Below are 26,088 nucleotides of genomic sequence, written 5' to 3'. Positions count from 1 at the left end.
GAGTATTTTTAATTAAAGGTCTACTAAACATGAATGTTTTAGTTACAGGTGGCATGGGCTACATTGGCAGCCATACAAGTATCCAGATGATTAACGCAGGCATGACACCTGTTCTTTTCGATAACTTGTACAACAGTAAGCCAAGCGTTCTTGATCGTATCGAGAAAGTATCTGGTGTTCGCCCTAATTTCATTGAAGGCGATATTCGCGATAAGGCACTCTTAGCTGAAACAATGAAGCAACACAATATTGAAGCGGTTATCCACTTTGCGGGCCTAAAGGCCGTAGGAGAATCGGTTGAGAAGCCTCTTGAATACTACGACAACAATGTGAACGGCACTTTGGTTCTTGTTGGTGCGATGCGCGAATCTGGTGTAAAAACACTGGTATTCAGTTCATCAGCAACGGTATATGGCGATCCTGCTAGTGTTCCTATTACAGAAGACTTCCCAACAAGCGCGACTAACCCATACGGGCGCAGTAAGTTAATGGTTGAAGAGTGTCTTACTGACTTCCAAACAGCGAATCCAGACTGGAGCATCACGCTACTTCGCTACTTTAACCCTGTTGGTTCACATCCAAGTGGTGAGCTAGGTGAAGATCCACAAGGCATTCCAAACAACCTAATGCCGTTTGTTTCTCAAGTAGCCGTAGGCCGCCGTGAATTCTTATCGGTATTTGGTAGCGATTATCCAACTAAAGATGGCACTGGCGTTCGTGATTACATCCACGTAATGGATCTTTCTGATGGACACATTGCGGCACTTGAGAAAGTAGGGCGTAAAGACGGTCTTCATATCTACAACCTTGGTACGGGCAATGGTTCAAGCGTTTTAGACATGGTTAAGGCGTTTGAACAAGCGAGTGGCAAGGAAATACCATATAAACTTGTTGAGCGTCGTCCTGGCGATATCGCAGAGTGCTGGGCAGATCCGGCTAAAGCTCAGAAGGAGCTTGGGTGGAACGCGACACGTACACTGACAGAAATGACCGAAGATACATGGCTCTGGCAGTCAACTAACCCTGATGGTTTTCCTAGTTAATCTAGTTGTTTCATGAATGGTTAACTTATAAAAAGATGCTTTAGGGCATCTTTTTTGATCTAAATCGAATAAAAAGTAAATTAGTGGTTAAAAAGTATCATTCTGTATTCGTTGTGTTACTATGCACGCGAATTATATGTTTAATGTTAATTTTCTTTGGAGTTAATCATGGAACTAGGCCTAATCATCACTTTCATCGTTGCTGCTGCAGTAATGGTTAAGAAAGAAATGGCAGAGAAGTAATTTCACTTTATACCTTTTTTATACAATTTTTAGTGAAATAGAAAAAAGCCAGCATATAGCTGGCTTTTTAGTTTCTGCAATTTAGGTTTGTAACGAATTAGAATTCGTACTTAGCTGTAATAGACCAGTTACGACCAGCTTGTGTGTAATCTTTATCTTCTTGTGAGAATCCACGAACGTCATTCCACGAGTAGTACTCTTCGTCCGTAACATTGAAAAGACCTGCTCTAAGCGTAAGATCCTTCATCGGCAAGTAGTATGCAGTTAGGTCGACCACTGTTGCTGAATCAGTTGGTAAAATTTCATCAGACAAACCAACACTATTGATATCACTAGACTTCTTACCAGCAGTGTAACTAATGTTCAGGGATGTACCCCAAATTGCTGAAGGAGCATCATAGTTAAATCCAACTACTGCGTTCCAAGGGTTCACACTGTTAAGAGGATTGCCTTCACCGTCTTCGCCTTCTGTGTACGTTGCTGCAACACGAGTACTCACACCTTGTACAGGCATGAAGCTGTTCCAAGACAACGTATTTGAAGCCTCGATACCTTTGATCACAGCTTCATCAATATTAACATTCTTATATATTGTAGGATCCATAGGAGTAGCTGAGCCACTAACTGCTACGTTATCAATAAAGTTATCATAATCGCTGTAGAAGATAGCGATTTCGCTTGATGAATAATTTGTGTTATGACGCCAACCTAGCTCGTATGAAATACTTTCTTCAGCTTCTAAGTCTGGGTTAGGGGCATTTAGATAGCCGTGCGCTGGGTTACCAAATGAATAGTAAAGTTCTTGGAAATCTGGTGCTCTGAAGCCTTGGCTAATTTGACCGAAGATTTTGTTCTCATCGTTTAGAGTATAAGTTGTGCCCAAACGTCCCGTTACCGCTGAATCAGAGTATTTAGCATAGTCTTCTGCTGGGTTACCACTTGGGTTTTGGCTTGTGTCACCTGGATCCGTTTCAAAACCATCAAAGCGAACGCCCGGAGTAATCATCCAATTTCCGATCGTCATTTCATTTTGTGCAAAGAATCCGTACTTTCTTTCAGATGCGGCTGGGATATAGAAAATAACTTGGTCTGCACTGATAGAGTTATATTCATGATTAACGTTTTTAATATCTTTGTCAGAGTATGAAGCACCGTAAATAAAGTAGTTTTCTACGTTACCCGTCATAAAGAACTTATCGAATTGCACGTCAAACTGATAACCTTCATCTTCGTAGATATAGTCTTTTTTCTGAACGTTACCTGCTGGCGGTAAGAACATACCACCGTTAGATGTACGATTCGTTATACCGTTTTCTTCTTTACTCAACCAGTCAGCCTGCCAAGTAACGCGATCAGCAAACGCTAGGTTGGCATCCCAAATATGTTTGATACCAATTTGCTGTTGGCTAGTTGAGTCTTCGCCAGTGTAGTCGGTGTAACTTGCACTATTTAAATCAGTATCACCAGAATTCTCAATGAAGTTACCGGAGAACTCTAAACGGTGTTGTTCGTTCAATTGATATTGAAGCTTGACCAACAAATTATTGTTCTGAGTTTCTTGCTCGTCAGGTGTACCGAAGTTGTCAATTTCTTCACCATCTCTGCGAGTATAAGCAACAAGAGTTTCAAGATCGCCAATACGATTAGCTAAGGCAACAGACTCACTAAATGTATTATCAGAAGAAGAGTAGTTGAATTTAGCATGGCCACCGAAATCTCTACCTTTCAAGAAGTCACTTGGATCTTTTGTTTCGAACGCAGCGATACCACCAATTGCATCTGAACCGTATAAAGAAGAGGCCGCACCCTTAACAATTTCTACAGACTTCAACATGTCCGTATCAACATCAATACGTGAAGAGTTGATGAAGTTATATGACTGAGTACCGCTTGGAGTGAACTGGCTAGTTTGTGAGACGCCATCAACGATAACCTTAACTCGATTACCTTCCATGCCTCGGATATTAATACCTTGAATCCCTTGACGAGAATTCGTAGTTACCGTGACTCCTGGCGTGTACTTAAATAAGTCTTCTACATCCGTTACCATGTTCTTTTCGATATCTTTATCGTTAATCACAGTTACCGACGCAGCAACATCTTCAAGTTGTTGATTCGTACGAGTTGAAGATACAACAACCTCGTCAAATAGGGCATAATCTTCAGCAAAGGCTGATGTTGATGAAAGCGCTAAAACGATTGAAGCAGAGAGTAGGGATTGCTTATACATCTGATAGTTACCTTAATTCCATAGTATTATCTTGATTTCGCGAAAGATAATATTGGATCTAAATGATAATTACTATTATTTGCATTTCAATTTATTTATACTTTTATCATTAAAAGCATGCTTAAACCGTATAACTCATTGTATTAAAAGACCTTTAATGGTTCCATTTATCTGGTGAATGCTTCCATTTTTGCGATCAACCTCTCATTTATAAAGTAGGAAACTGATGCATAGCCCAATAACACTTGAAGCGTTACACATCCTAGATGCCATTGATCGACGTGGAAGTTTCGCCGCTGCGGCCAATGAAATGGATCGAGCACCCTCATCACTCAGTTATCAAATTCAGAAGCTCGAGCAAGACCTAGATATCATGATTTTTGACCGTTCAGGCCACCGTGCAAACTTCACGGAAGCAGGGCAATTGATACTGGAGCAAGGCAGAGTAATTCTTGGTGCGACAGAGAGATTGGTAAACGAAGCGAGCATTCTAGCCAATGGTTGGGAACTGGATTTGACCATCGCCTTTGATGGCATCATCCCAATTGCCAATTTCTTTCCACTTGTCGATGAACTAGGAAAAATCAGTAAGACACGTGTTCGATTGCAAGAAGAGATCCTAGCAGGTTGTTGGGAGTCACTGACCGATGGCCGTGCAGATTTACTGGTGTGCCCGAAGGTCGACACGATTCCAAACGACATGAAAAGTGACGTAATTGGGAAAATGGAAATGGTTTGGGTAGCAGCATCCAATCATTACGTTCACAAGCGCTCTGGCGAATTTGACCAAAAGGCTAGGGAAAGTTACAGGGTAATTGCAATTGCGGATACAGCCCGCGATCAACCAGCTTTAAGTCGTAATATTCTAGAGAAGCAGCCGCGGTTAACAGTAACAAGCTTCTCCGCAAAAGTAGAAGCGTTAACTACGGGGCTAGGTATTGGTACCTTGCCTTGTAGTGTTGCTAAGCCTTTGATCGAATCGGGTGTTTTAAAACAGATTGCCGGTACCGAACCGCAGCCGATTGATATAGTAATGGCTTGGCGACGCAATAAAATGGGCGACGCCAAGTCTTGGTGTATTCAACACCTTAAAAAGACATGGTCACTCAAGTAAATGTAGCACCATATCTGCCGTGCCATCTTCAAAACTGATATCTAGCTTAAAACCGAGTTTTTGAGCTAGTGTCAGCATTCCTCTATTGGTTGGCATCGTCATTCCAGACATCTGCTTGGTCTGTTTCGCACGGCAGTAATCGATAACTTTAGCCATCAGAATACGACCTAAGCCAACACCTTTAAGATCTGAACGAATCAGTATCGCAAACTCAGCATCAGTGTTCTCTGGGTTAATTAGCGCTCGAGATACACCAATGATCGCTGGAACGCCTTGTTCCTTACGCACCACAACAAAAGCGATCTCTCTATCAAAATCGATCTGAGTAAAGTTCGCTAATGCTTCATGATTGAACTCACCGACATCACTAAAGAAGCGTTTATAGAGATCCTCTTTTGATACTCGGTTAATAAAGTCAGCGTGAAGCGGTTCATCTTCAGGAAGAATAGGGCGCAGCAGTACCTCAGTACCGTCTTTCAACTGTATCGTCTCTTCCAGTTCAACGGGGTACGGGCGAATCGCAAGTCGTTCTTGTGGGTCCCCCTCATAGGCTTTCAAGATGATATCGGCATCCAATATTGTGAATTTATCTCCATTGGCAAGTACTGGGTGGATATCCAAATCATGTATTTCAGGGCAATCAACCACCATTTGAGATATACGAACCAACAATTCAGAAAGCCCCTCGATATCGATCGGGTTAGGTAATTTCTGCAAACGGATCTTGCCACTCTTTATCGCTCGAATAATCAGGTAACGAGCCAGTGTCATGTTGAGCGGTGGAAATGCGGCTGCCGCGTCGATCGATTCGTCCCATTCAGAGCCCCCTTGGCCGAGTAGGATAATCGGCCCGAAGGTTTCATCGGTTGTTACTTTAACTCTAAGCTCTTGGCCGCCGGCTAGCTTAGCCATGCCTTGAATCAACAAACCGTGAATATGGGCGGTAGGGAATGACAACTGAGATCGGTCGAGAATCGCTTGAGCGGCATTAGCGACCTCGCTGCTGTTTCTTAGATTAAGCATCACACCTTGTACATCTGACTTATGCGCGATGTCAGGTGAACGGAGTTTTACCGCAACGGGATAACCAATCGTTTCAGCAATATGTACCGCCTCACTTGGGTCAGAAGCAATCCAAGTCGGTAGAACGTCCAAGTTGAAGTGTTTGAAAAATTGGCTGTTTTGGTGGGTATCAAGGCTAACTGTATCTTTATCCAGTAGTTGGCGTTCAATCCAACTTTTCGCATCGGCCAAGTCTTCAATATGTACTTTTTCAGCCGTGGTTGGCGTTTCCATTAACTGACGCTGGTTACGTCGGTATTCGACTAAGTGCATGAAGGCAACCACCGAACTCTCTGGCGTTCGATAGGTTGGAATTCCCGCTTCAGTAAACAGCTTTCTCGCAGGCCTTGCGGTGAGCTCACCAGACCAATTGGTCAAAATATTGAATCGTTTATGACGAGGGTGCTTCTTGATCGCTTCGATAATTCTCTCTGCAGTTTGAGCCGAATGCGCGACTGCCGAAGGACTGTGCATAATCAGAATGGCATCCGATTCATCACCATCAAGCAGAGTGTTAATGGTATCGATGTAACGCTGATCGCCAGCATCACCAACAATGTCGATAGGATTGCTGTGAGACCAGCTGGATGGTAAGACCTTGCTGAGTTTATCAAGTGTGTCATCAGAGAGTTCTGCTAATTTACCACCACGGTCAAACAGTGTATCCACCGCCATAATCGCAGGGCCGCCGCCGTTAGTGACAATAGCAAGTCGTTCACCACGCAGTGGCACAGAATGAGTTAGGGTTTCTACCGCGGCAAACAGCTCATGTAAGTTCTTAACTCGCAACATGCCACTGCGTCGGATTGCAGAGTCATAGATAATATCTAGTGTGTCAGCGCCGCCAGTATGTGCCATAGCAGCAGCTCGTCCTTTCGCCGTGCGGCCGCCTTTTAATACGAGGATTCGTCGGTTACGTGATGCTGCTCGAGCTGCAGAGATAAAACGCCTGGCATCAGTAATACTATCGACATAGAGCAAGATTGCTTCGGTGTGAGAATCGGTACTCAAGTAATCCAACAGTTCCGAAAACTCGATGTCACTGCCATTACCGATTGATATGAACGCAGAGAAGCCAATCTCTTTGTCGTTGGCCCAATCGAGTATGGTGGTGCAAACCGCTGCAGACTGAGAAACAAACGCAATTTTTCCGGGAAGTGCAGTAACAGGAGAGAAAGAGGCATTTAGGTTTAGCCAAGGGACAATAACCCCTAAGCTGTTTGAACCGAGCACGCGAATATTGTGTTTTTTTGCAATCGCTAGGCATCTTTCGTCAAACGTCTCACCATTATCACTTAGCTGTTGCATGTCTGAAGAAAGGACAATAACAGACACAATGCCTTTCTCGGCCAACTCTTCAAAAATGACAACATTGCGTGTCGCGTTGGTACACAAGATGGCAAGATCGGGAACGATAGGCAGTGACAAGATGTTCTTATAAGAGAGTACGCCTGCCACAGAATCGTATTTCGGTGTAACCGGCATCACCGCACCTTTAAAATCCCCGTGCAATAAATTATTCATAACGATATAACCCGCGCGCGTTTCTCGTTGCGAAGCGCCAACAACTGCGATAGAGCGGGGTTTGAGTAGGGGATCAAGATGATTCATAGACATATCCTAGCAATGCACGTAAGTTCATCGTAACTTACTTTTCGACGACAGGTTGATGGCAAATTCACCGAATTAAGATGAATAAGCAAACACTGCATAAAGTTTGTGAAATAGGTCACCCACTAATGGTGTATAATCTCAAAGTTAACTTGATTCTAAACCGACGTATCGGCATGATTTATAGTAATTATTATTAAGGACATAGAGCTTTCCATGAAAAAAATTGCAATTGCGACTTTGCCTCTGCTCTTGGCTGCATGTGTATCTGAAAACTACATCACGGATGTGACTTCAGACAGTTATCAAGAAGAGTACAAAACTGCCAAAGTTGAAGCTCCAGTTGTATCTCAATCTGAGCAAACAGGCGTTGTTGAAGAGAACGTCGTTAACGTTATCAAGACTGAACCTGTAGAACAGAAAGTCACTCAAACAACTAGGGCTAAACCAGTTGCAACCGTGACAGGTCCGACGAAGAAACAACAAGACATGAACCAGCGCTTTGGTTACACGGTTCAAGTTGTTGCTGTTGGCAGCCAAAGTAAAGTCGACTCTTTCGTGAAAATGCTACCAACAACTTCTCAACCAGTTTGGGAAAACTACAAAATGGTAAACGGCACGAAGTGGTTCACAGTACTTTACGGAGACTACGCAACACGCTTAGAAGCGAAAAAGGCGATTTCAACACTGCCAACCACTTTCCAAAACTTAAAGCCGTTCGTTAAGAGTATTGATGACATCAAGAACTCTGAATACCCAACGCTTAACAAGTTAAACTAAGTTTTGATTCATAAAAGAGGGAGCGACTGCTCCTTCTTTTGTTTTAAGACTCGCTGTTTTGTTTAATAGTTAATCGCTCAATCTTTCGAACGCAATTTTGACAATCAAAACACTGTACCTATCTCGACTTTTGTTTATCATTGAAGTCAGTATTCCTAGTTTCAAGGACCGATTTTACCCATGAACACCACAAACATTCTTCTACTTTGCGGCGGTGGATCTTCAGAGCATGAAGTGTCTTTAGTTTCAGCCAATTACCTTTTTGAACAACTCAATAGCGTTGCCGATTTCAACGTTGTAAGAGTTGAGATAAAGAACGAAGGCTGGTGTCTTGATTCAGGTGAATTGGTTTACCTTGATATTAACGATCAAACCCTACGTGGCGACAATCTAGAATCGAAAGTCGATTTCATCGTACCTTGTATTCACGGTTTTCCAGGTGAAACGGGTGATATCCAATCACTGTTCGAAATGGCTAAGATTCCATACCTAGGCTGTGGCTCTGAGGCGAGCAACAATAGCTTCAATAAAATCACATCAAAACTGTGGTATGACGCACTGGGCATTCCAAACACACCATACCTGTTCTTATCAGACAACACGGAACAAGCTCACGCACAAGCAACTCAAGCTTTTGAAACTTGGGACAAAGTGTTCGTGAAGGCTGCACGTCAAGGTTCTTCGGTTGGTTGTTATCAAGTCAACAAAATCGAAGATTTAAGCGAAGCGATCAACAAAGCATTCACCTTCTCAGATCAAGTACTTGTTGAGAAATCAGTGGTACCAAGAGAACTAGAAGTCGCAGCATATGAAATCGATGGTAAATTACACATTAGTAAGCCGGGCGAGGTGATTGCACCAAATGGCGCGTTTTACTCTTATGAAGAGAAGTACAGTGCAGACAGCCACTCAATCACTGAAGTTGAAGCAAGTAACCTGACTGACGAACAGCGTGATTTGATCGCAGACAGTGCGCGTAAAGTGTTTACACAAATGAAACTTCGTCATCTATCTCGTATCGATTTCTTCTTAACACAAGATAACGAGATCTACCTAAACGAAGTAAACACCTTCCCAGGTATGACGCCAATTTCTATGTTCCCTAAAATGGTGGAACATGATGGTCATAAGTTCAGTCAGTTCCTAGAGAACTGCGTTAGAACGAGCCTTGCTTAGTTCATCTGAACCTAACAACATAATGCCTTGAGCTTTCCGCCAAGGCATTATTAGTTTTTAGATGCCAATTTTTTAACACCGATGATGCTATTCGTAATTTCCTTGAGGAGTTTAGTGATCTAACGGCCAAAGCTTATTGCCAAGGTATTAGCGCTTTGAATTTCATTTTCTCATTCTCAGCAGTCCCAGAATAACCCACATATTGCGCTGGCATAGCAGGGCTGAGCCAACGCCCAAAATCCTGAATTTCTTTTACCTTAAGACCTTGTTTAGACAGCTCTTGTGCAGCACCAACCCGAATCGAGTTACCTGAGAAATGGTGGTTTTCTGCAAGCTGAAGTAAATCACTCGCTCTGCGTAAAATTCGATAGATAGACGAATCATCCAAAGGTTGAAGCCCGATGTTTTCATGCTTATCTATTGCACGGAATACGGGCAAATCCTCTTGCGTTCCAATAAACGAAAGCCAACGACCCAGAGCGAAACTCGCGACTTGCGAAAGTTGGTACACAGAATCCTTAATCGTGATTTGGTAATCGCTATCGGTACTTTCTATGTCATTCGTCGATAACAACTTAAGTTCTGAACGCTTCAGAGCGCACTCGAACATCACATTGTAAATAGCAATGTCACGAATCTCTTTTAAGTTGGCCTTTTCATGCGAGAGCAATGTGTTTAACTCAGTGAGATGTGCAGATGTCATGGCGTAAGTTTGCTTTGAATCGCCCGCCATTCGAGCTTGCAAGTAGAGCAGGGTAAAGCGAACTTGTCGATGTTTGATAGGATTAGCGAAGCCTAGCACAGTGTGTAACAAGCTAAGCGTTGCAGTGTAACGTTTTAGTGATGCATATTTTCTGTCATTAGATTCAGTCTCTAAAAAGCGACGAATAGCGGTAACAGATGCAGGGAGCGTATTGATACGGTTTTTACTACAGAACGTGTTGTAGCGATTCCAATCACTGTAGATGCCTAACAATGAATTGCGAGAATACTGGTGTCCTGTTAACTCATCTATAATTTCAATTGACGCACTGTTGTTCAATTTTTCAACAAATGAATTAATTATCACAAAGTCAGATAAAATAGGGACTTTTTTTCTCAAATTACCGTACCTTAGCAGGTGTTTTTGCCATATTATGCTTGATATCATTAAAAGTATACTTATGATTAATGCAGCGAAAACAAAAAGATGATCAATAGATATGGCTAATTCAATTTACCGAAGCATCCATCTTCAATCGACGGATGCCACTAACACGGTTTGGCGTGCGAAGTTAAAAAATAATGTTATTCAAGGCAACCTAGCTGCCGTTAAGAAGAGTATTGATTGGTGGATTGAAACCGCATCTATTATTGATCCAAAAGAGTTCACTGCGTTAAGTAAGTCGAGAGGAACTGGTGGTTCGACGGAAAACTTCAACGGCTACCAAATCAAGAATGACACCGGTGAGCCTAATGCGTGTTATTGCATGTTTAACGGTCGCCTAATTAAAGGCGGCAAAATTGCTATCCAACGTCATATAGAAGCTTACTTACTCGCAAAACAAAAAGCAGAGCAACAAAAGAAGTAAATTATGAGCCTAGTATATTCAACAGAAACAGGTCGTATTAAGCCTGAAGAAGAGAAAGTCCAACGTCCTAAAGGCGATGGGATTGTTCGAATCCAAAAAGAAACCAAAGGCCGTAAAGGCAAAGGCGTTTCTGTCGTAACTGGCTTAGACCTAGATGACGCACCATTAAAACTCATGGCAGCAGAACTTAAGAAAGTTTGCGGCTGTGGTGGCTCAGTAAAAGATGGCAACATCGAAATTCAAGGTGACGCGCGAGACAAGATCAAAGCGCATCTTGAAAAGAAAGGCTACAAAGTTAAATTCGCTGGCGGTTAATCTCTAACTAATACCAGGGTTAAAATCGAAGATTATTATCACTGGATATTAGGTATTTTATGGTAAATAACCATTATGGTTAAATACACAGTATAAATCAGAGAATATCGACAACAAATAAAGGCAGGGCATCACATAAAGATACCTGCCTTATAAACACCAAATTCAATTTAACATAACGTACATAATACGCAGTCATGAGCATTGAAATCTGAGCGGTTTCAGTACCTTAGTCCTTAAGGATTTTGCACACAACGCCGGATTAAGTCCTTCATGTCATTAGTTTTATGAGTTTTGTTTGTTTATTTCAACGCGTTGACGTGGCGAACGTCTACATCGTTCTAAACAACAACTTTAATAACGAGAACTTTTTGTTCTTCTGATCCAACTTACCACTATTTCTATTTACACCAATGATTCCAGGTACTGTGTGTCAACCTTGTGTGTATCGCTGTTCGTTTCGCTTCAGATTTCACACACACGAGCGTGTTGTTAATCAACTCCACACGCTGAACTCTGTTGTGAGTTACCTGCCAATTCAGACTCGTTAGGAATTTCGTGCTCTTACAAAGTTTTCGAGAAAGCTCTCATCATCCAACAAGTACAATAAATCTTGAGCTGCATTTTGGAAAACTTCTTGGATTACACCTTCAATACCATATTCATGAAAAGACCTCGATTTATCCAAATAAATTGTGCTTTCAGAAAAATCGATACCTCCAGCCGCGGCTAATCCTGCCAGTTTAAATGCCTCATCAAAAGTTATTGGAGTGCCAAGCTTATGCGACAATCGATTTCTAATGTTATTCACACCGCGTAGAAATTCCGCTGTGTTTTGGTTAATGATTCCTCTGTTTTCTGAGGCATCAACCTTCCGACGAAAACTCCACTCAAAATACCTTCCGTTATCTGCGTCTGTAGAATTAGATTCAAGCATCTGGACAAGAATTGATTCAAGTACCAGATGTCCTGACATAAACGCCCCCAATACGGAATTTTCGAATAATTCAGTTACATGCTCTATTCCATGCAATGATCTTCCTTCCCAAAGATCTTTTTCATAAATTGGCTCCAAAAGCCTTGATAAAGGTTTCTACAACGTCAACTCGAGTACAGTTAACAGCGATTAACCATTTATAACAACGGGTTAAATCAATATCTATAACAATTTAAATTCTTCTAGACTTCAACTACTAGCCACAACCATATCAAAGTGACACTGCAACTAAAACATGCCCTTTAGATATAACTGTATATTTATGCAGCCACATTATTAACCCCGTAAAAACCGTACTTATTGATTAAATATCAAGCAAAAACAACAAAATACGAGGGCGCTTTGATCTCATTATGAACTTAATAAATCTGTTTCCTGTATAAAGTCGGCTGGTTGTTCGTTTTTGGATGCTACGATTCCACAACACCACTATTCAAAAGTAATCTTTGGTTGCGCCAAAATAAGGCATCGCGCATAATCACACGGTCATGCGTACGAATTAATATTATGAGCGATAAAGCTTTCAGACAACTCAACATATTCCTGTCTATTTTTTGCCTGGCAGTCACCCTACTGTCGCTGATCTCTTTTCGTACTATCATGGATAAGAACTACATCATCACACCAGACAGATACCCGACCCTTGTTAACACTGACAGAGACCATGATGGTGGCACGATAGGTTCACTACATAACTCAAAAGATGGAATTGAGTTACAGTGTGACTTAAAACGAACTTATAGCGCTCCATTCTGTGAGATTGAATTCGTAATATCGACAGAAGGCAAAGGGCTCGATCTCTCTACCTATGATTCAGTCACTATCAACATGGATTACCAAGGCCAAGAGAACCCGAGATTTCGTTTCTACATTCGTAACTACGATGAAAACTACAGCGTTCAAGGCGACGCGATGTCTAACAAGTTCAATCGCTTAGATTTCTCATTACCCGATATAGGCAACATCGACTTAGATTACTTCAATGTTCCGCTTTGGTGGATTGACTATTACAACCACCCTATTACTAATAGTGCGGTAGACATTACCAATGCCGTGTCTGTTGAGCTTGGACTTGGCGCTAGTACGCTAGACGGTCACCATAAGCTCACGGTGAAAAGTATTGTATTCCATGGCAAGACGATGGACCGTGTTGTGCTAGGAAAGATGTTGATCGGATTATGGGTGATGTACGCGCTCTACTACATATCTTGTGCTTTATACATCGCCAAGCGAGCGAAAAACGTTGCGGCAGAACAAAGGCATTTGTTAACCCAAGAGATCGAAGAGTTAAAGGTAAAGGCAACAACCGACCCTTTAACTGGCTGCAGAAACAGAACAGAAGCGTTGGATACCTTCTATGATTTTGAACGTCTTGCGCAACAAGGTAAGTCGATTCATATCGCTCTATTCGACCTAGACCATTTCAAGCAAGTAAACGACCAATACGGCCATGAAGTGGGTGATCAGGTTCTGATTCAGTTTGTCTCTACAGCAGGCGATAGCCTCGGTGAGCACTACTTATTGTATCGTTGGGGTGGTGAGGAGTTTTTACTGGTCTGCATCGATCAAACTACGCTACAGTGTAACGAAAGTATCACTAATCTCTATGATGCTCTTGAGCAAACTTATTGGCCATTTAAACTTGTGATCACTGCATCTGGTGGATTTACACAACTGACGCAGAATGAATCAATTCGTTCTGCCATTAAACGCGCAGATCAAGCGCTCTACCAAGCCAAGGACAACGGACGAAACCAAGTCGTTACGTCTTATTAAGGTTCGTGAGACTACAGCTAAAGCCATACAACACTCAATTAATGCTCTGTCGCTATCTGCATCGTATAGTAGCCGATAGATTCTCAACAGCTGATTAAACGAAGTCGTAAATAAGCTTTGCTGACTCGGCATATCTACTCCAATCGACTCACATCTTGAAGCTCCCTCTTCTTACCCGAAATAACGCGGCAGTAGGACACTCTCAGGGTGATCGTATCCTCCCAGATTACTGCGCTATAAAGAGCTTCTTTACGTCTCTATGTTCCTAAATTTCTATTCTGACATTCGCATATTTGACCGACTAAGATTGGGTTAAGCCGAGTTAAATCGATCCTGCTATCGATATTGAGCAGTTCGGTTACTACTTATTTAGCTCTGTTCTTAGTTCAAATGCCCAATCATCTATTTACGCACATTCTCCTGATCATATGCTTTCAAAATCGAAGTTACAGTGTCACTAGACTCAAAAGCGCCATATATTTAACCACTTAGGCATAGCGACACAAATACTGACACCCAAAATGGCAATTGTTCAACTTTCAAATCTTGCTGTAATTTAATTACAAATAGAAAGCAAAAAACGCCAATAAAGTGGATTGCTCTGATGTAACTTACTGAATAAGCTGAACTTAATCGCCTTGGACTGGTCGAGACTTAGGATGAATAAAGTATTGGTATGAACGAGATAATATACTAGAGGGTAATATATTTAATTATAGTGCACTAAGGTGTTAAAAAAGAAGGGCTGATGCCCTACTCTTCTTTATTACTCATTTCTTCACGAATTTGCTCAGCAACGATTTTGATAGCTTGTGCTGTGCTGATGCCCTGAGTCATCATTTCTTGAATTCGTTCAACAGCTTTCTGTTGTTCTTCGTGAGAAAGGGTTGGTAAGTCGTTTAGCATGCTCTGCTCCTTTGTTTAGGAGCAGAACTATATAAGGACTGTTAGTAACTAGCAAGGAAATTGATAGAAGCGCCCATAGCATTTTCATTCGTGTAGTTAGCACTGATATCTAACTGGAATAAATTAAGCGGAGACAAACCAATACCGGCTGTGACTGTTCCTTCCGAATCCGAATAAGCCAAGTTCTTGTAGTACCCTCCCCTTAGCTTAAGCTGTCGTAGTAGGTCGACTTCAGTACCCACACGAATCATCTGCTCATTATCATCAAAGGACGTGAATTTTTCTGTCTCATTCAAATCGTAATCGACACTTAACGTAAAGTAGTCAGACACGATACCAGCACCAACTGTGTAAACTGGCTCAAGTTGGTAAGTGTATTTACCACCCACATCATGATACTTGCTTGAGTCTGTGGTGCTCACTAATCTTTTTGATGTATCTTTCGTCTCTATATCTCGAGAGATCAAGTTCGTTGCTGCAACACCCACTCGGAACGGGCCAAAGAACCAAAGCGCACCAGCATCCATGTTAAATGCCGTTTCGCCATTGCTATTTTCTCTTACATCAGACAAGTCGTAATCATTAACCGAAGCGATGTAGTTATACGTGTAAATACGTTGAATCTTAGGTGTGACACCAAATGAGATGTGTTGGCCCATAAAGGTTTGGTATTTTGCTAAAGAAAGACCAACTTCAGTAACACCGATAGAAACGGCTTCAACCGTAGATAATTCAAGCTTATCTGTATCTGAACCCGTGGTATAAACGTCAGGTGTTGCAAATGATTCTGTGTAGGCTTTCGCGAAAAGGTTTGCTGCGACAAACTGATTAGGTAAGGCAAATGCGACAACACCACCGAGTTCAACGTTCGCTTGATTACCATCGAGCTTATCAAGGGCGGCATTTAGATCTGCTGTGTTTGTTGCGTCGATAACATTATCGATATTCGATTTCATGTCATCAGGGTCGTTATAGCTACCACCAAAACTTGGTGTAATCATGCCCATGTCATCGTTACGACGATAGATCGCCACCAATGCTGGGTTATAGAATGGAGCGGTTAGGAAGTTTGCAGAAACAACACCAACACCACCCATCGCATCACCACGCGCTTCAATGGCGTAGTTTGCTGCTGAAAGAGGAAGACTGGCGAATGCAATTGACGCTGCGAGTAGTTTAGTAGTTTTTTTCATGCCGTTTATCTTTGTTAGATCCCTTACATAGTTAACGGCACAATTTTAAATTACTTTAACTCTTCTTCGCTAGAAATATCATAAGTTTTACTGATAGTTTGTGCTTGTTCTATCGCTATGTCGCCTTGCCAACGCGAATGCACCATTGAAACGGCAAGTACGTAACGATCATTGGGTAGATCTTCACCCGTAAGATTCATCGGGTAATCAGATTCATAACTCTTTCCCCAGACCTCTTCATAGTGTTCGTCGACATAATCGTACAAACCAACTTCAAGTTTAGGAAGTGGACAATAAGGGTTAAGCAGCTCTTTCTTATCGATACGCCACGTGTCTTTAGATGCCCAGCGAACTTGCTGACGCATGGCAACTTCACCAAGAATAACCCAAGTGCTCCAAGAGTTACCGCCATCGCCTTTCACGTTTAAACGATACAGTCCAGAATCGAGCTGAGACGCTAAGTTATAGCGCTTACGATACAAATTAACTGAGGCGTTGTTGACAACTTCGTTCTCTTTGGTGAATTCACTATCAGACGAAACAACTTTATCGACCCATTTTTCGAAGGTGATGTCTTGGATGTTGTTATCAGATTCGACCTCAATCGCAACACGGAATGTATCTCGTCCCGGGCTTTGAATGACGTGTCTTTTCACGACCACCGAACTGACCCAATCCGGTAATGTCTTTTTGGTGAGGGTTTTACCACAATCTTTATTCAACGCTTGGTCAAACAGTTCATTGAGGTGATCTTCTCGAGACTGAGAAGCATTGATCTGCCAAACTTCCACTAATGAATCAAACATCTGGGACAAGTCATTATCCAATAAATGTTTGTGCACTTGGGTTAGAGCATCGCTGTTCTTAAACCAATCTGCTGCGTGTGCGCTATTGAGCACACCTGACAGCAATAATAGTGGAAGTAAGGCTTTTTTCATTACGCTTTCATCTTGTAGCCAACGCCACGTAGCGTTTCGATTTCTAGACCCGGCAATTTCTGTCTAAGTTGCAGAACATGAGTGTCTACTGTACGTGTTGTTGGGAAGTGATTGTAACCCCATACGTGATCAAGCAGCTCGTCACGAGTGAAAACGCGACCAAGGTTGCTTGCCAAGAACAATAGTAGGTCAAACTCAGTACGTGTTAGTGTTACTTCTTGTTCGTTGAAAAACACTTCACGAGTTGCTTTATCGATAACAAGATTTTGAGCGATGACTTTTGATGCATCTTGTTCTTCAGCATCTGGTAAGCGAAGTTGAGCACGAATACGAGCAAACAGCTCTGCTTCTGCAAATGGCTTAGTTAGGTAGTCGTTAGCGCCTGAATCGAGGCCCGCTACTTTGTCTTTTACTGTAACTAATGCTGTGAGCAAAATTACAGGGATGTCTTTCTTTTTCTTCCAGCCAGGAAGTGAATCTACTGAGTCACCATCAGGAAGTTGACGGTCTAGGATAACCAGATCCGCTTGTTCCCAATAGCCTTCAACTTCAGAGATCAGCTCAGCATGCAAACATTCATATCCAGCTTGCTCAAGGCTAACTAATAAACCGTCAGCTAAATTTTTATCATCTTCAACGAGAAGCAATGTCTGTTTCACAAGGTATCTCCAAAATAAATGTTGTTGGGGGGCCAATAAGCGTCATGTGACCGCCCATTTTTCCGACCATAGATTCCACTATCGTCAGACCTAAACCGAGTCCACTCTTACTAACGAATGGTTTTCTTAGTTGCCCCCAATCTTTGCGGGACAAGTCTCCATTATCTATAACTTTGAATGTCAGCTTCTTGTCAGAAGTATTCAGTTCTAGTATCACTGGTGCGACACCGTATTTAACAGCATTCCTGATCAGGTTATCGATACACGTTCCTAACCAATACACGTTTACTTTTGCAGCAATATCTTTGTTAACACGCAGTTCAATTCCCGGCGCGAAATCTTCTTCAACTTTGTACTGAAGCCACTCTTCGACACTCGGCACCCACTCTGTCGCGAGTGGTTGATTGTCTGACTGTAAATAGTCTTTACTTGCCTCAGCTAATTGTCTTAAACGACGAGTATCTTCACACAATCTACGGAACTCATCATATACCGATTCTGGTAGGTGTTCGAATTCGCGTCTGAACCCTTCAACCGTCAATGACAAACTCGCAATCGGCGTTCTTAATTCGTGCGTTAAGATTTGAAGAACCAGCATACGGCTCTTCATCTCTTGTTTCTTACTGTTCCAACGATACACGGCCCAACCCAACACCAGCATGATGTTGGCAATCACCAAGATAAACATAGCGACTTGCAGCAGTTCAGAATGATCTTCTATTTCCCAACAGACGTTGCCACGTTGAACAAAACAACTGTTGCCTTCTGAAGACAAACTGAACGACAACCCAGCGAGCGTGGCGTTTTCGTTCCAGACTGATTCTTTATACAGGTAGTATCTATCGCCGCGTTTTACCCACATTTCGTCCAGTTCAACAAACATGCTCGCACCCGCTAATAGTGCAGTAATGGCTTCGTTATCCATCTGCTGCAAACGCGACAGCAATTCGTCATGTTCAGCGTTTGGTCGCTCTTGAATGTGCATGTAACGCTTCAAAGAATCGAACTTTTCTGGGTATTTCTCAACGTAACGAGCAGCGTAAGAACCACCACCAGGGTGAATCAAACCACTACGACTAAACCAACGGTCTGAAAGCTTGGTGCCTTTACACATCGCACGAGTGAAGACCAAAGGCTCCGTGATCAAAGGGCTTAACGGTAACTTTCCGCTACACGTTTTTGATAACTGGTATAAGCGTTGGATGTCTTTTAACGGATACTCTGCCGTTTGTGGCAGCATTGAAGACGGCATGATCAAGCGAGTTGGGTAATCAGCCTGAAGCAGTCGAATGTCATAAGATTCAACTGCCGTTTCATGATCAAAGAGCTTGGTGAAGTTATCGATACGCTCAGGCAAAGAGTCAGCAAACGCGTTTACTGACACTGACAATGTAGCGATAAGAAGCGTAAATTTTCTTTTGATGATCACAAACCAGCGCAAATTCATATAGATCAATCAAATATATACCATTCGCTATCAAAGATAAATTTTTAACCGCATGAAAAACAGTGAGAATGACGACTATCAGCGGTTAATTCCATGGTAATGCGGCAGTACTGTGCCTGCGTACTAGTTCGCTGATTTAGTGACACGTCAATCCAAGGGCGGATGTTTCTTGATGATATCTTTGCGATTATATGTGAATGATTATCAAAGAATGCCTTTCCGCTGATCAAAAAAAGGAGCTCAAATTAGCTCCTTAGTTTACAGGTGTTTTTAGAACAAACCTTAAAGGTGCTCTAAAATCCCTAGACAGCTCTGTTTCGCATCGCCAAACAGCATCTGTGTGTTCTCTTTGAAGAACAGTGGGTTTTGGACACCGGCGTAACCTGTGTTCATAGAACGTTTGAATACGATAACGTTTTGAGCGTTCCAAACTTCCAGAACTGGCATGCCAGCAATTGGGCTGTTTGGATCTTCCAGTGCTGCAGGGTTCACGGTGTCGTTGGCACCAATAACCAATACAGTATCTGTCTCGTCGAAGTCATCGTTGATTTCGTCCATTTCAAGAACGATATCATAAGGTACTTTTGCCTCAGCAAGCAGTACGTTCATGTGACCCGGTAACCTACCCGCAACTGGGTGGATGCCAAATCGAACATTTACGCCCTGCGCTCTTAGCTTCTCAGTGATTTCGTGCACTGGGTACTGAGCTTGAGCTACTGCCATGCCGTATCCCGGTGTGATGATCACTGACTTAGAGTTCTTAAGCATGTCAGCCACATCTTCAGCGGAAGTTTCACGGTGTTCACCCTGCTCTTCATCGCCATCAGATACTGTGACTTCTTGGCCAAAGCCACCAGCAATAACACTAATGAACGAACGGTTCATTGCTTTACACATGATGTAAGACAGAATCGCACCAGACGAACCAACCAATGCACCGGTTACGATAAGCAAATCGTTCGCAAGCATGAAACCTGCCGCAGCTGCTGCCCAACCTGAGTACGAGTTCAGCATAGAAACAACCACTGGCATATCTGCACCACCAATCGATGCCACTAGGTGGTAACCGAATGCGAACGCGATAAGTGTCATTACCATAAGTGCAAACATGCTGCCGTCTGCTTTCACAAACATGATCATAAGCAGTGTAGAAACAACGATAGCCGCTAGGTTCCATTTGTGCTTGTGAGGAATGTTCAGTGCAGACGAAGAGATAACGCCACGAAGCTTACCAAACGCAACAATCGAACCTGTGAACGTCACAGCACCGATAAATACGCCAAGGAACACTTCTACTAGGTGAATCACGTGCTCTGCATGAATATCAGCAGGGTTAAGTGACACAGCCGCTGGTGGATCGATGTAGCTGTTGTAACCCACAAGTACCGCTGCCATACCTACGAAGCTGTGCAGAATTGCCACCAGCTCAGGCATTTCAGTCATTTCTACTTTTCTTGCGTAGTGGATACCAATACCACCACCGATCACCATTGCGATGATGATCCACACAATACCCGCTGAGTGAGGGCCAAAGATCGTCGCGATCAACGCGATTGCCATACCCGTGATACCGTAATAGTTACCTGCACGTGCAGATTCCTGTTTCGATAATCCAGCCAAGCTCATAATAAAGAATACAGCAGCAACAATATAAGCTGCTTGTACTAATCCTTCAGACATCTGTTACTCCTTAGTCTTTACGGAACATTTCAAGCATACGTTTGGTCACGGTAAAGCCACCAAAGATATTGATACTTGCAATTAAAACGGCGATAAAAGATAGGAAAGTCACGACGCCGCTTCCTTGTCCAATCTGTAATAGCGCACCTACCACAATGATCCCTGAAATCGCATTCGTTACAGACATCAAAGGCGTATGAAGAGAATGGCTAACATTCCAAACTACGTAATAACCCACCACACAAGCGAGAACAAAAACGGTAAAGTGAGATAAGAACGCAGCAGGAGCAACCGACGCTATCCAAGCGAATGCACCAACAGCAACCGCCATACCCGCCGCTTTCTTAAATGGAGAAACCGGCTCTTCAACTTTAGGCTCGGGTTTCGCTGCTTTTGGTTTCGCTTGTTGTTGAGGTTGAGCAGAGACTTGAATTGGTGGAGCTGGCCAAGTGACTTCGCCCTCTTTAACCACTGTAACACCGCGCAGAACAACATCTTCAAAGTCGATATTGATATTGCCGTCTTTCTCTTTGCATAGCAGTTTCAGTAAGTTAACAAGGTTAGTCGCGTACAGCTGAGAAGATTGAGTCGGCAAACGACCAACCATATCGGTGTAACCAACAACTTTTACGCCATTCGCAGTAGTGATGACTTGATCCGCAACCGTGTATTCACAGTTACCGCCGTTCGCAGCCGCCAGATCTACAATCACGTTACCCGCACTCATGCTATCTACCATCTCTTTGGTAATCAGCTTAGGTGCAGGACGACCTGGAATCAGTGCCGTTGTAATGATGATATCAACGTCTTTTGCTTGAGCCGCATAAAGTTCTTCCGCTTTCTTATTGAATGCTTCAGACATCTCTTTCGCATAGCCATCACCAGCGCCAGTGTCTTCTTGGAAATCAACTTCCAAGAATTCAGCGCCCATCGACTCTACTTGCTCTTTTACTTCAGGACGAACATCGAATGAACGAACAATCGCACCTAAGCTACCTGCTGCACCAATTGCCGCTAGACCAGCAACACCCGCACCTGCAACCAGTACTTTCGCTGGTGGAACCTTACCTGCCGCTGTAATTTGACCTGTGAAGAATCGACCAAACTCATGCGCCGCTTCAACAACAGCACGGTAACCCGCGATGTTTGCCATAGAGCTCAATGCATCTAACGCCTGAGCTCTTGAAATTCGTGGTACAGAATCCATCGCCATCACGTTGATGTTGCGATTGGACAATTGTTCCATTAATTCTGGATTTTGAGCAGGCCAAATAAAGCTGACCAATGTTGCGCCATCTTTAAGAAGATCGATTTCATTTTTAGACTCGTCAACGATGGGAGCATTAACTTTAAAGATAATTTCGGATTTCCAAGCTTCATCTGCGGTGACAACTTTTGCTCCAGCTTGTTCATAAGCTGAATCTTCAAAACTTGCTAACGCACCTGCTTGTGATTCAACACAAACTTCAAATCCTAATTTTAGAAGCTGTTCTACCGATTTCGGCGAAGCAGCGACTCGCGTTTCACCTGCGAGTGTTTCTCTTGGTACACCAATTTGCATAGCTATTCCTTGACTATTGGCACGAATGACTTATTCGTTTGTATCTAACGACAACTAATACTTCAAGCGTTTTGTTCAAAGAACAGGAAAAGTTATTACTTATAACGATTTGGATGGAATTTGAGCGCTTCATTTGAAGAAATGATGACCGTCTCGAACTAAGAGGTCAAACCACTTGCAAATAATCCTTTTAATAACAACCTACTAGCTGTTCTTTGTCCCTAAAACTAAAAAGAGCTTTCAGCATATACACTGAAAGCTCTCTAAATGATGACCAACATCAATTCTAACCCTAATTGGTTAGCTAAATATATTGTCACCCATTTGGTCAATGAACATCTGTGATTTTTTAAGCATCAATTCATCGGCATCTTTTTTGTTTGAAACAACATCTGAACGAATAAAACGGTGAGTTTTGATCTCACCATCGAATTCTTTCTCGATTCGCCCAGCAACACGGTATTGACCAGATTCTGCAATGGCATCTTGATAGATATTGAAACCCTTATATTCGACCGGCTCAATCTCTACTTTTTGTTCGGTTTTTTCTTTGCCACCAAATAATCTAGAAAAGAATCCCACGTTTTTTACTCCTTAAATGACCGTATTCACTCTAAACTATCATGACTGTTTATGGTTCAACAACGGCTTTTCATACCATTGCAATTCTACGTCATCATCAAAATTGTGTTGACTAAATATAACGGGCACATTGTCGTCACGTTCGCGTCTTCGATCGTCAATAATCATACTTTCAGCATTTTTGACCGCGATCTCACTATTGCGTTTATAGAGCACCAATTTATCTTCAGGTAATGCTGACAGGAAATCGATATCAAAACGAATATAGATAGGTTTTAGCTGACCTAAAGCCAAACACGCGAGATCGGCCAATTGTTCGTTGGTATAATTAGACACGTATTCCTCGGTAGCCAAGACATGACCTACCAGAGTTTCCATATAGTTATGTACATCCACACTTATTTGCATACTACACCTCCATTTGTAGCGGTTGTTTATGACCGAGTTTCAGCCATTGAACAACCTAATCGCAAAACTCACTGTAACTTAGTTATAAACCTTACTTAAATTTGATTACAGATTTACATTTCTCGCTTGTTGGTCATCATGTAACCATTAAGTACAAACCACCTAGCTTTTGTTAAGTATCTATAACGACTAATTAATTTCTCATATATACTGTGTAGTTCGTTCTATGGTTAATAGCAACTCGAATACATATAAAAATGGTTGCACCAATAGCGACCTATGGCTATGTTTTTGCTCTCATTTCAGCAAAATGCTTGGCAACCGCTTGTTTAACCGTATCCTACGTATAGTATTAATTAATAAGATCATCATTATAGTTAGGCTCACCACATAAATGGCATCATCTTTTGTAACGTCGAGCATGTTTCGATTTTGCTTCCCTTTACTCCTTCTAGCAATTTTACTTGCAGGTATGAACAACGTCATTCTCGTGACGGATTCAAACTTAGGGTTTGCTAGCAACCTCCCATATATTTTATTGAGCGTTGCGGTTTTACTGTGCCACACATTTAAACAAGGTCGAATGGCTATGGTGTCTGTCACCATGCTTCTCGCTTACCTGATCATCCAAGTTCGCTTACAAACGCCTCTTAATACAGGAACGACATTATTAGAACTATCGCTACTTGCTGCTCTAGTACCTGTCACTTGTTTACTGGTGTACGCCTTCCCTGATAACGGCGTTAATTCAAAGTCGATGTTTCTATATGCCTTGGTTCTTGTTCTAATTATGGTTTGGGCGCAACTGATCGTGTCTCACTTCCATGCCGGAGGTTTTGAATCATGGAGCGAAGGGATTCTGTTCATTGTCAGAGATTTCTCTAAGATGCCCTTCGTATTAGTTCTCTATAGCCTTTGCTTACTCGGTTTAACTTCGATTTTGGTTCTGGTTTACAACCGAGCAATTGATGTGGTGGTCTACAGCGCAATTTTACTCGCGTCATGCACATTCATCTTTTTTGACGTCCAGTACATCTCAAGCACTATGTTTTCCCTATCAGGGACCTTGATTATCATCTACGTGATGTCTGCAAGCCACGACATGGCCTTTAATGACCGACTAACTAACATCCCCGGCCGTCATGCTTTAGAAGTGGATATGAAGCATTTAGGCCGTAAGTACTCAATGGCGATGGTCGATATCGATCACTTCAAGAAATTTAACGATACCTACGGGCATGACATTGGCGACGATGTATTGAAACTAGTCGCTCGTATATTGAGAGAAACAACTGGCGGTGCGAAAGCTTATCGCTATGGTGGTGAAGAGTTCACGATTATTTTCAAGGGTAAGCACACAGAGCAAGTAAAAGAGCACCTGCAAGTTTTGATTTCTGAGATTCATAATTACGACATGATCATTCGCAATACGAACGACCGCCCTGATGACCATGAAGTAGGAATGAAAAAACGTGGCAAGAATGGCAAGCCAAATGAAGTGGTGAATGTGACTATCAGTATTGGACTGTCTGATAGTACAACCACCAGACATCCTGAAGAAGTGTTGAAGCTTGCCGATAACGCGCTCTACAAAGCGAAAGAAACCGGACGAAACAAACTGTGCGTTAATAGTTAACGTTATAGCTAAAAGATCGAGTCACTATAACGCCAAACTATTCATTGTAAGGCAGTTTACGCTTGGTGGAAGTTGGTGGCACTTGGTAAGCGTTTAATCTTGGTTAAAGAAGATCACCAAGCTACCGCCTTTCAAACTACTTCCGTAATTGATCGTAAAGCCAATGCCCACATTATCGACCCATTCGTTAAATAGGTTTGGGTTAAGCAGCCAGCCTACACTACCTTCATAATAGGAGGTCGTGCCCATCGACGCTACGGTGTCGCCACCAATATCAATCCTTTTTATACTCGAATACATCGATGTGATGTTTTTGTCCCAACGCACTAGGTCATAGAATATCTTTGCTTCATTAGCGATGTACCAACCTTCCGGGTGGCCTACATTACCGTTATTGGCGTCTCCCCAACCGACACCGTTGAAATAATGCCAACTAGTACTGAGTTTGTATTTGCCCCAGTTATTCTTGTCTTCATAGATCAATTTAATCTTAGGTTCTACTATGTAGGCCCAAGCGTCAGTATTGAGATAAACCCCATCAATCGCATCTACCAAAGGCTGGGGTACATTACCGCGATAATCGTATTCATTGCGATAATATGAGATGTGATTGCCAATACCAGAATGAAAGCTCCAGTATTCATCTAATTGGGCGACATTCGAAAACTCAACATACCCCGAAATCACTGTTTCTTTTTGAAAATCAGACACGGACGCTGATGAATAGTTGACTTCATTCTCTGTGCGCAATGCAGACAGACGCAGTGTCACCTCTTGGTGGTTATCTTCAATAGTGGCGGGTAATTTGAAAGTATAAGGTAGGCTGAGAGAGGCCATATTTTGTCTTCTGCTTACCGAATCACTCGAACCAATGTCTTCATTGTCTAAGCGAAATACTTCGTTTGGGTCAAAGTTATTGATACCAAAGGTAAATACATCGGTGTCGTTAAGAAGCACGCTGGTTGCAAAATTTCGCTCAATCTCCTTGCGAATGAGATCAGATATCTCATCTGCAGAAGCAATACTGGGAACAGATAAACAGAGTACAGGGACAACCAGTGTCCAACATGAATGAGCCAAAGAAAATGGCTTTGAATGTGGCATTTCTCTTATCACTAAAGTACTTCCTAGCTCAAACGCTAATAGAAGTATAAATTCAA

The 26,088-nt window shown here is 42.4% G+C and carries 22 protein-coding genes; 8 read left to right on the top strand and 14 right to left on the bottom strand.

The window, feature by feature from the left end; genetic code table 11:
- Positions 1-29: 29 nt before the first annotated feature.
- A complete protein-coding gene (gene galE, locus ITG10_RS22800; RefSeq protein ID WP_017632627.1) occupies positions 30-1,043 on the top strand; it encodes a UDP-glucose 4-epimerase GalE in 1,014 nt (337 codons plus the stop codon).
- A gap of 340 nt (positions 1,044-1,383) precedes the next feature.
- On the opposite strand, the gene ITG10_RS22795 is transcribed toward galE, so the two are convergent.
- Positions 1,384-3,516 carry a TonB-dependent hemoglobin/transferrin/lactoferrin family receptor gene (locus ITG10_RS22795; protein ID WP_248386919.1) on the bottom strand — a complete coding sequence of 711 codons (2,133 nt, stop codon included), beginning with the start codon at positions 3,514-3,516 and terminating at the stop codon, positions 1,384-1,386.
- Positions 3,517-3,742: 226 nt separating this feature from the next.
- Between ITG10_RS22795 and ITG10_RS22790 the strand changes: the two genes are divergently transcribed.
- Positions 3,743-4,630 carry a LysR family transcriptional regulator gene (locus ITG10_RS22790; protein ID WP_017632855.1) on the top strand — a complete coding sequence of 296 codons (888 nt, stop codon included), beginning with the start codon at positions 3,743-3,745 and terminating at the stop codon, positions 4,628-4,630.
- Here ITG10_RS22790 and ITG10_RS22785 read toward each other — a convergent pair.
- Positions 4,619-7,303, bottom strand: a complete 2,685-nt coding sequence (locus ITG10_RS22785) for a bifunctional acetate--CoA ligase family protein/GNAT family N-acetyltransferase (protein WP_017632854.1) — start codon at positions 7,301-7,303, stop codon at positions 4,619-4,621. The genes ITG10_RS22790 and ITG10_RS22785 overlap by 12 nt on opposite strands.
- Positions 7,304-7,519: 216 nt before the next feature.
- Here ITG10_RS22785 and ITG10_RS22780 point away from each other — a divergent pair, with 216 nt between their 5' ends.
- Positions 7,520-8,083, top strand: a complete 564-nt coding sequence (locus tag ITG10_RS22780) for an SPOR domain-containing protein (RefSeq protein ID WP_017632853.1) — start codon at positions 7,520-7,522, stop codon at positions 8,081-8,083.
- A gap of 180 nt (positions 8,084-8,263) precedes the next feature.
- Complete coding sequence (locus ITG10_RS22775; protein ID WP_248386916.1) at positions 8,264-9,259, top strand: D-alanine--D-alanine ligase; 996 nt, start codon at positions 8,264-8,266, stop codon at positions 9,257-9,259.
- 133 nt (positions 9,260-9,392) lie between these two features.
- On the opposite strand, the gene ITG10_RS22770 is transcribed toward ITG10_RS22775, so the two are convergent.
- Complete coding sequence (locus ITG10_RS22770; RefSeq protein ID WP_017632849.1) at positions 9,393-10,361, bottom strand: tyrosine-type recombinase/integrase; 969 nt, start codon at positions 10,359-10,361, stop codon at positions 9,393-9,395.
- A gap of 100 nt (positions 10,362-10,461) precedes the next feature.
- Between ITG10_RS22770 and ITG10_RS22765 the strand changes: the two genes are divergently transcribed.
- Positions 10,462-10,830 carry a DUF3319 domain-containing protein gene (locus ITG10_RS22765; RefSeq protein ID WP_248386912.1) on the top strand — a complete coding sequence of 123 codons (369 nt, stop codon included), beginning with the start codon at positions 10,462-10,464 and terminating at the stop codon, positions 10,828-10,830.
- Between the two features lie 3 nt (positions 10,831-10,833).
- Positions 10,834-11,145, top strand: coding sequence for a stress response translation initiation inhibitor YciH (gene yciH / locus ITG10_RS22760; protein ID WP_008221404.1), 312 nt, complete (start codon positions 10,834-10,836; stop codon positions 11,143-11,145).
- 547 nt (positions 11,146-11,692) lie between these two features.
- Here the strand turns inward: yciH and ITG10_RS22755 are convergent.
- Positions 11,693-12,178, bottom strand: a complete 486-nt coding sequence (locus tag ITG10_RS22755; protein ID WP_017632831.1) for a DUF4145 domain-containing protein — start codon at positions 12,176-12,178, stop codon at positions 11,693-11,695.
- A 471-nt stretch (positions 12,179-12,649) separates the two neighbouring features.
- Between ITG10_RS22755 and ITG10_RS22750 the strand changes: the two genes are divergently transcribed.
- Positions 12,650-13,918, top strand: coding sequence for a GGDEF domain-containing protein (locus ITG10_RS22750; RefSeq protein ID WP_017632830.1), 1,269 nt, complete (start codon positions 12,650-12,652; stop codon positions 13,916-13,918).
- Between the two features lie 753 nt (positions 13,919-14,671).
- On the opposite strand, the gene ITG10_RS22745 is transcribed toward ITG10_RS22750, so the two are convergent.
- The 9 genes from ITG10_RS22745 to ITG10_RS22705 form a co-directional block, all read right to left on the bottom strand.
- Entirely contained in the window at positions 14,672-14,824 is a 153-nt protein-coding gene (locus ITG10_RS22745) for a YoaH family protein (RefSeq protein ID WP_004731009.1), read from the bottom strand.
- Between the two features lie 41 nt (positions 14,825-14,865).
- A complete protein-coding gene (locus tag ITG10_RS22740) occupies positions 14,866-16,017 on the bottom strand; it encodes a conjugal transfer protein TraF (RefSeq protein WP_017632829.1) in 1,152 nt (383 codons plus the stop codon).
- A gap of 50 nt (positions 16,018-16,067) precedes the next feature.
- Complete coding sequence (locus ITG10_RS22735; RefSeq protein WP_017632828.1) at positions 16,068-16,955, bottom strand: DUF2861 family protein; 888 nt, start codon at positions 16,953-16,955, stop codon at positions 16,068-16,070.
- Complete coding sequence (gene vxrB, locus ITG10_RS22730; RefSeq protein ID WP_017632827.1) at positions 16,955-17,614, bottom strand: response regulator transcription factor VxrB; 660 nt, start codon at positions 17,612-17,614, stop codon at positions 16,955-16,957. The genes ITG10_RS22735 and vxrB overlap by 1 nt, the downstream gene beginning before the upstream one ends.
- On the bottom strand, positions 17,589-19,061 hold the full coding sequence (vxrA, locus tag ITG10_RS22725) for a sensor histidine kinase VxrA (protein WP_017632826.1): 1,473 nt from the start codon (positions 19,059-19,061) through the stop codon (positions 17,589-17,591). Before vxrA ends, vxrB begins: the two co-directional genes overlap by 26 nt.
- Before the next feature lie 282 nt (positions 19,062-19,343).
- Complete coding sequence (pntB, locus tag ITG10_RS22720) at positions 19,344-20,741, bottom strand: Re/Si-specific NAD(P)(+) transhydrogenase subunit beta (protein ID WP_017632825.1); 1,398 nt, start codon at positions 20,739-20,741, stop codon at positions 19,344-19,346.
- A 10-nt stretch (positions 20,742-20,751) separates the two neighbouring features.
- Positions 20,752-22,302 carry a Re/Si-specific NAD(P)(+) transhydrogenase subunit alpha gene (gene pntA, locus ITG10_RS22715; protein WP_017632824.1) on the bottom strand — a complete coding sequence of 517 codons (1,551 nt, stop codon included), beginning with the start codon at positions 22,300-22,302 and terminating at the stop codon, positions 20,752-20,754.
- Positions 22,303-22,602: 300 nt separating this feature from the next.
- Positions 22,603-22,884 carry an HlyU family transcriptional regulator gene (locus ITG10_RS22710; protein WP_248386910.1) on the bottom strand — a complete coding sequence of 94 codons (282 nt, stop codon included), beginning with the start codon at positions 22,882-22,884 and terminating at the stop codon, positions 22,603-22,605.
- A 39-nt stretch (positions 22,885-22,923) separates the two neighbouring features.
- Positions 22,924-23,292: a competence protein ComFB gene (locus ITG10_RS22705; protein ID WP_017632823.1), complete on the bottom strand. Its 369-nt coding sequence runs from the start codon at positions 23,290-23,292 to the stop codon at positions 22,924-22,926.
- Positions 23,293-23,686: 394 nt separating this feature from the next.
- Between ITG10_RS22705 and ITG10_RS22700 the strand changes: the two genes are divergently transcribed.
- Positions 23,687-24,928 carry a GGDEF domain-containing protein gene (locus tag ITG10_RS22700; RefSeq protein ID WP_128644439.1) on the top strand — a complete coding sequence of 414 codons (1,242 nt, stop codon included), beginning with the start codon at positions 23,687-23,689 and terminating at the stop codon, positions 24,926-24,928.
- Between the two features lie 93 nt (positions 24,929-25,021).
- Here ITG10_RS22700 and ITG10_RS22695 read toward each other — a convergent pair whose 3' ends face one another.
- Positions 25,022-26,032, bottom strand: a complete 1,011-nt coding sequence (locus tag ITG10_RS22695; RefSeq protein ID WP_017632820.1) for a Solitary outer membrane autotransporter beta-barrel domain — start codon at positions 26,030-26,032, stop codon at positions 25,022-25,024.
- Between the last annotated feature and the right edge of the window lie 56 nt (positions 26,033-26,088).

It is taken from the genome of Vibrio sp. ED004, from assembly GCF_023206395.1.
Taxonomy (GTDB): Bacteria; Pseudomonadota; Gammaproteobacteria; order Enterobacterales; family Vibrionaceae; genus Vibrio.
The sequence above is the reverse complement of the archived record's forward strand: the minus strand, read 5'-3'. Positions and strand labels throughout refer to the sequence as shown.

Coding starts and splice junctions, on each gene's coding strand:
- ITG10_RS22705 (WP_017632823.1), bottom strand. CDS start 23,292: ATGCAAATAAGTGTGGATGTACATAACTATATGGAAACTCTGGTAGGT.
- pntB (WP_017632825.1), bottom strand. CDS start 20,741: ATGTCTGAAGGATTAGTACAAGCAGCTTATATTGTTGCTGCTGTATTC.
- ITG10_RS22695 (WP_017632820.1), bottom strand. CDS start 26,032: ATGCCACATTCAAAGCCATTTTCTTTGGCTCATTCATGTTGGACACTG.
- pntA (WP_017632824.1), bottom strand. CDS start 22,302: ATGCAAATTGGTGTACCAAGAGAAACACTCGCAGGTGAAACGCGAGTC.
- ITG10_RS22780 (WP_017632853.1), top strand. CDS start 7,520: ATGAAAAAAATTGCAATTGCGACTTTGCCTCTGCTCTTGGCTGCATGT.
- ITG10_RS22700 (WP_128644439.1), top strand. CDS start 23,687: ATGGCATCATCTTTTGTAACGTCGAGCATGTTTCGATTTTGCTTCCCT.
- ITG10_RS22750 (WP_017632830.1), top strand. CDS start 12,650: ATGAGCGATAAAGCTTTCAGACAACTCAACATATTCCTGTCTATTTTT.
- ITG10_RS22740 (WP_017632829.1), bottom strand. CDS start 16,017: ATGAAAAAAACTACTAAACTACTCGCAGCGTCAATTGCATTCGCCAGT.
- ITG10_RS22775 (WP_248386916.1), top strand. CDS start 8,264: ATGAACACCACAAACATTCTTCTACTTTGCGGCGGTGGATCTTCAGAG.
- ITG10_RS22785 (WP_017632854.1), bottom strand. CDS start 7,303: ATGAATCATCTTGATCCCCTACTCAAACCCCGCTCTATCGCAGTTGTT.
- ITG10_RS22790 (WP_017632855.1), top strand. CDS start 3,743: ATGCATAGCCCAATAACACTTGAAGCGTTACACATCCTAGATGCCATT.
- ITG10_RS22795 (WP_248386919.1), bottom strand. CDS start 3,516: ATGTATAAGCAATCCCTACTCTCTGCTTCAATCGTTTTAGCGCTTTCA.
- ITG10_RS22765 (WP_248386912.1), top strand. CDS start 10,462: ATGGCTAATTCAATTTACCGAAGCATCCATCTTCAATCGACGGATGCC.
- galE (WP_017632627.1), top strand. CDS start 30: ATGAATGTTTTAGTTACAGGTGGCATGGGCTACATTGGCAGCCATACA.
- yciH (WP_008221404.1), top strand. CDS start 10,834: ATGAGCCTAGTATATTCAACAGAAACAGGTCGTATTAAGCCTGAAGAA.
- ITG10_RS22735 (WP_017632828.1), bottom strand. CDS start 16,955: ATGAAAAAAGCCTTACTTCCACTATTATTGCTGTCAGGTGTGCTCAAT.
- vxrA (WP_017632826.1), bottom strand. CDS start 19,061: ATGAATTTGCGCTGGTTTGTGATCATCAAAAGAAAATTTACGCTTCTT.
- ITG10_RS22745 (WP_004731009.1), bottom strand. CDS start 14,824: ATGCTAAACGACTTACCAACCCTTTCTCACGAAGAACAACAGAAAGCT.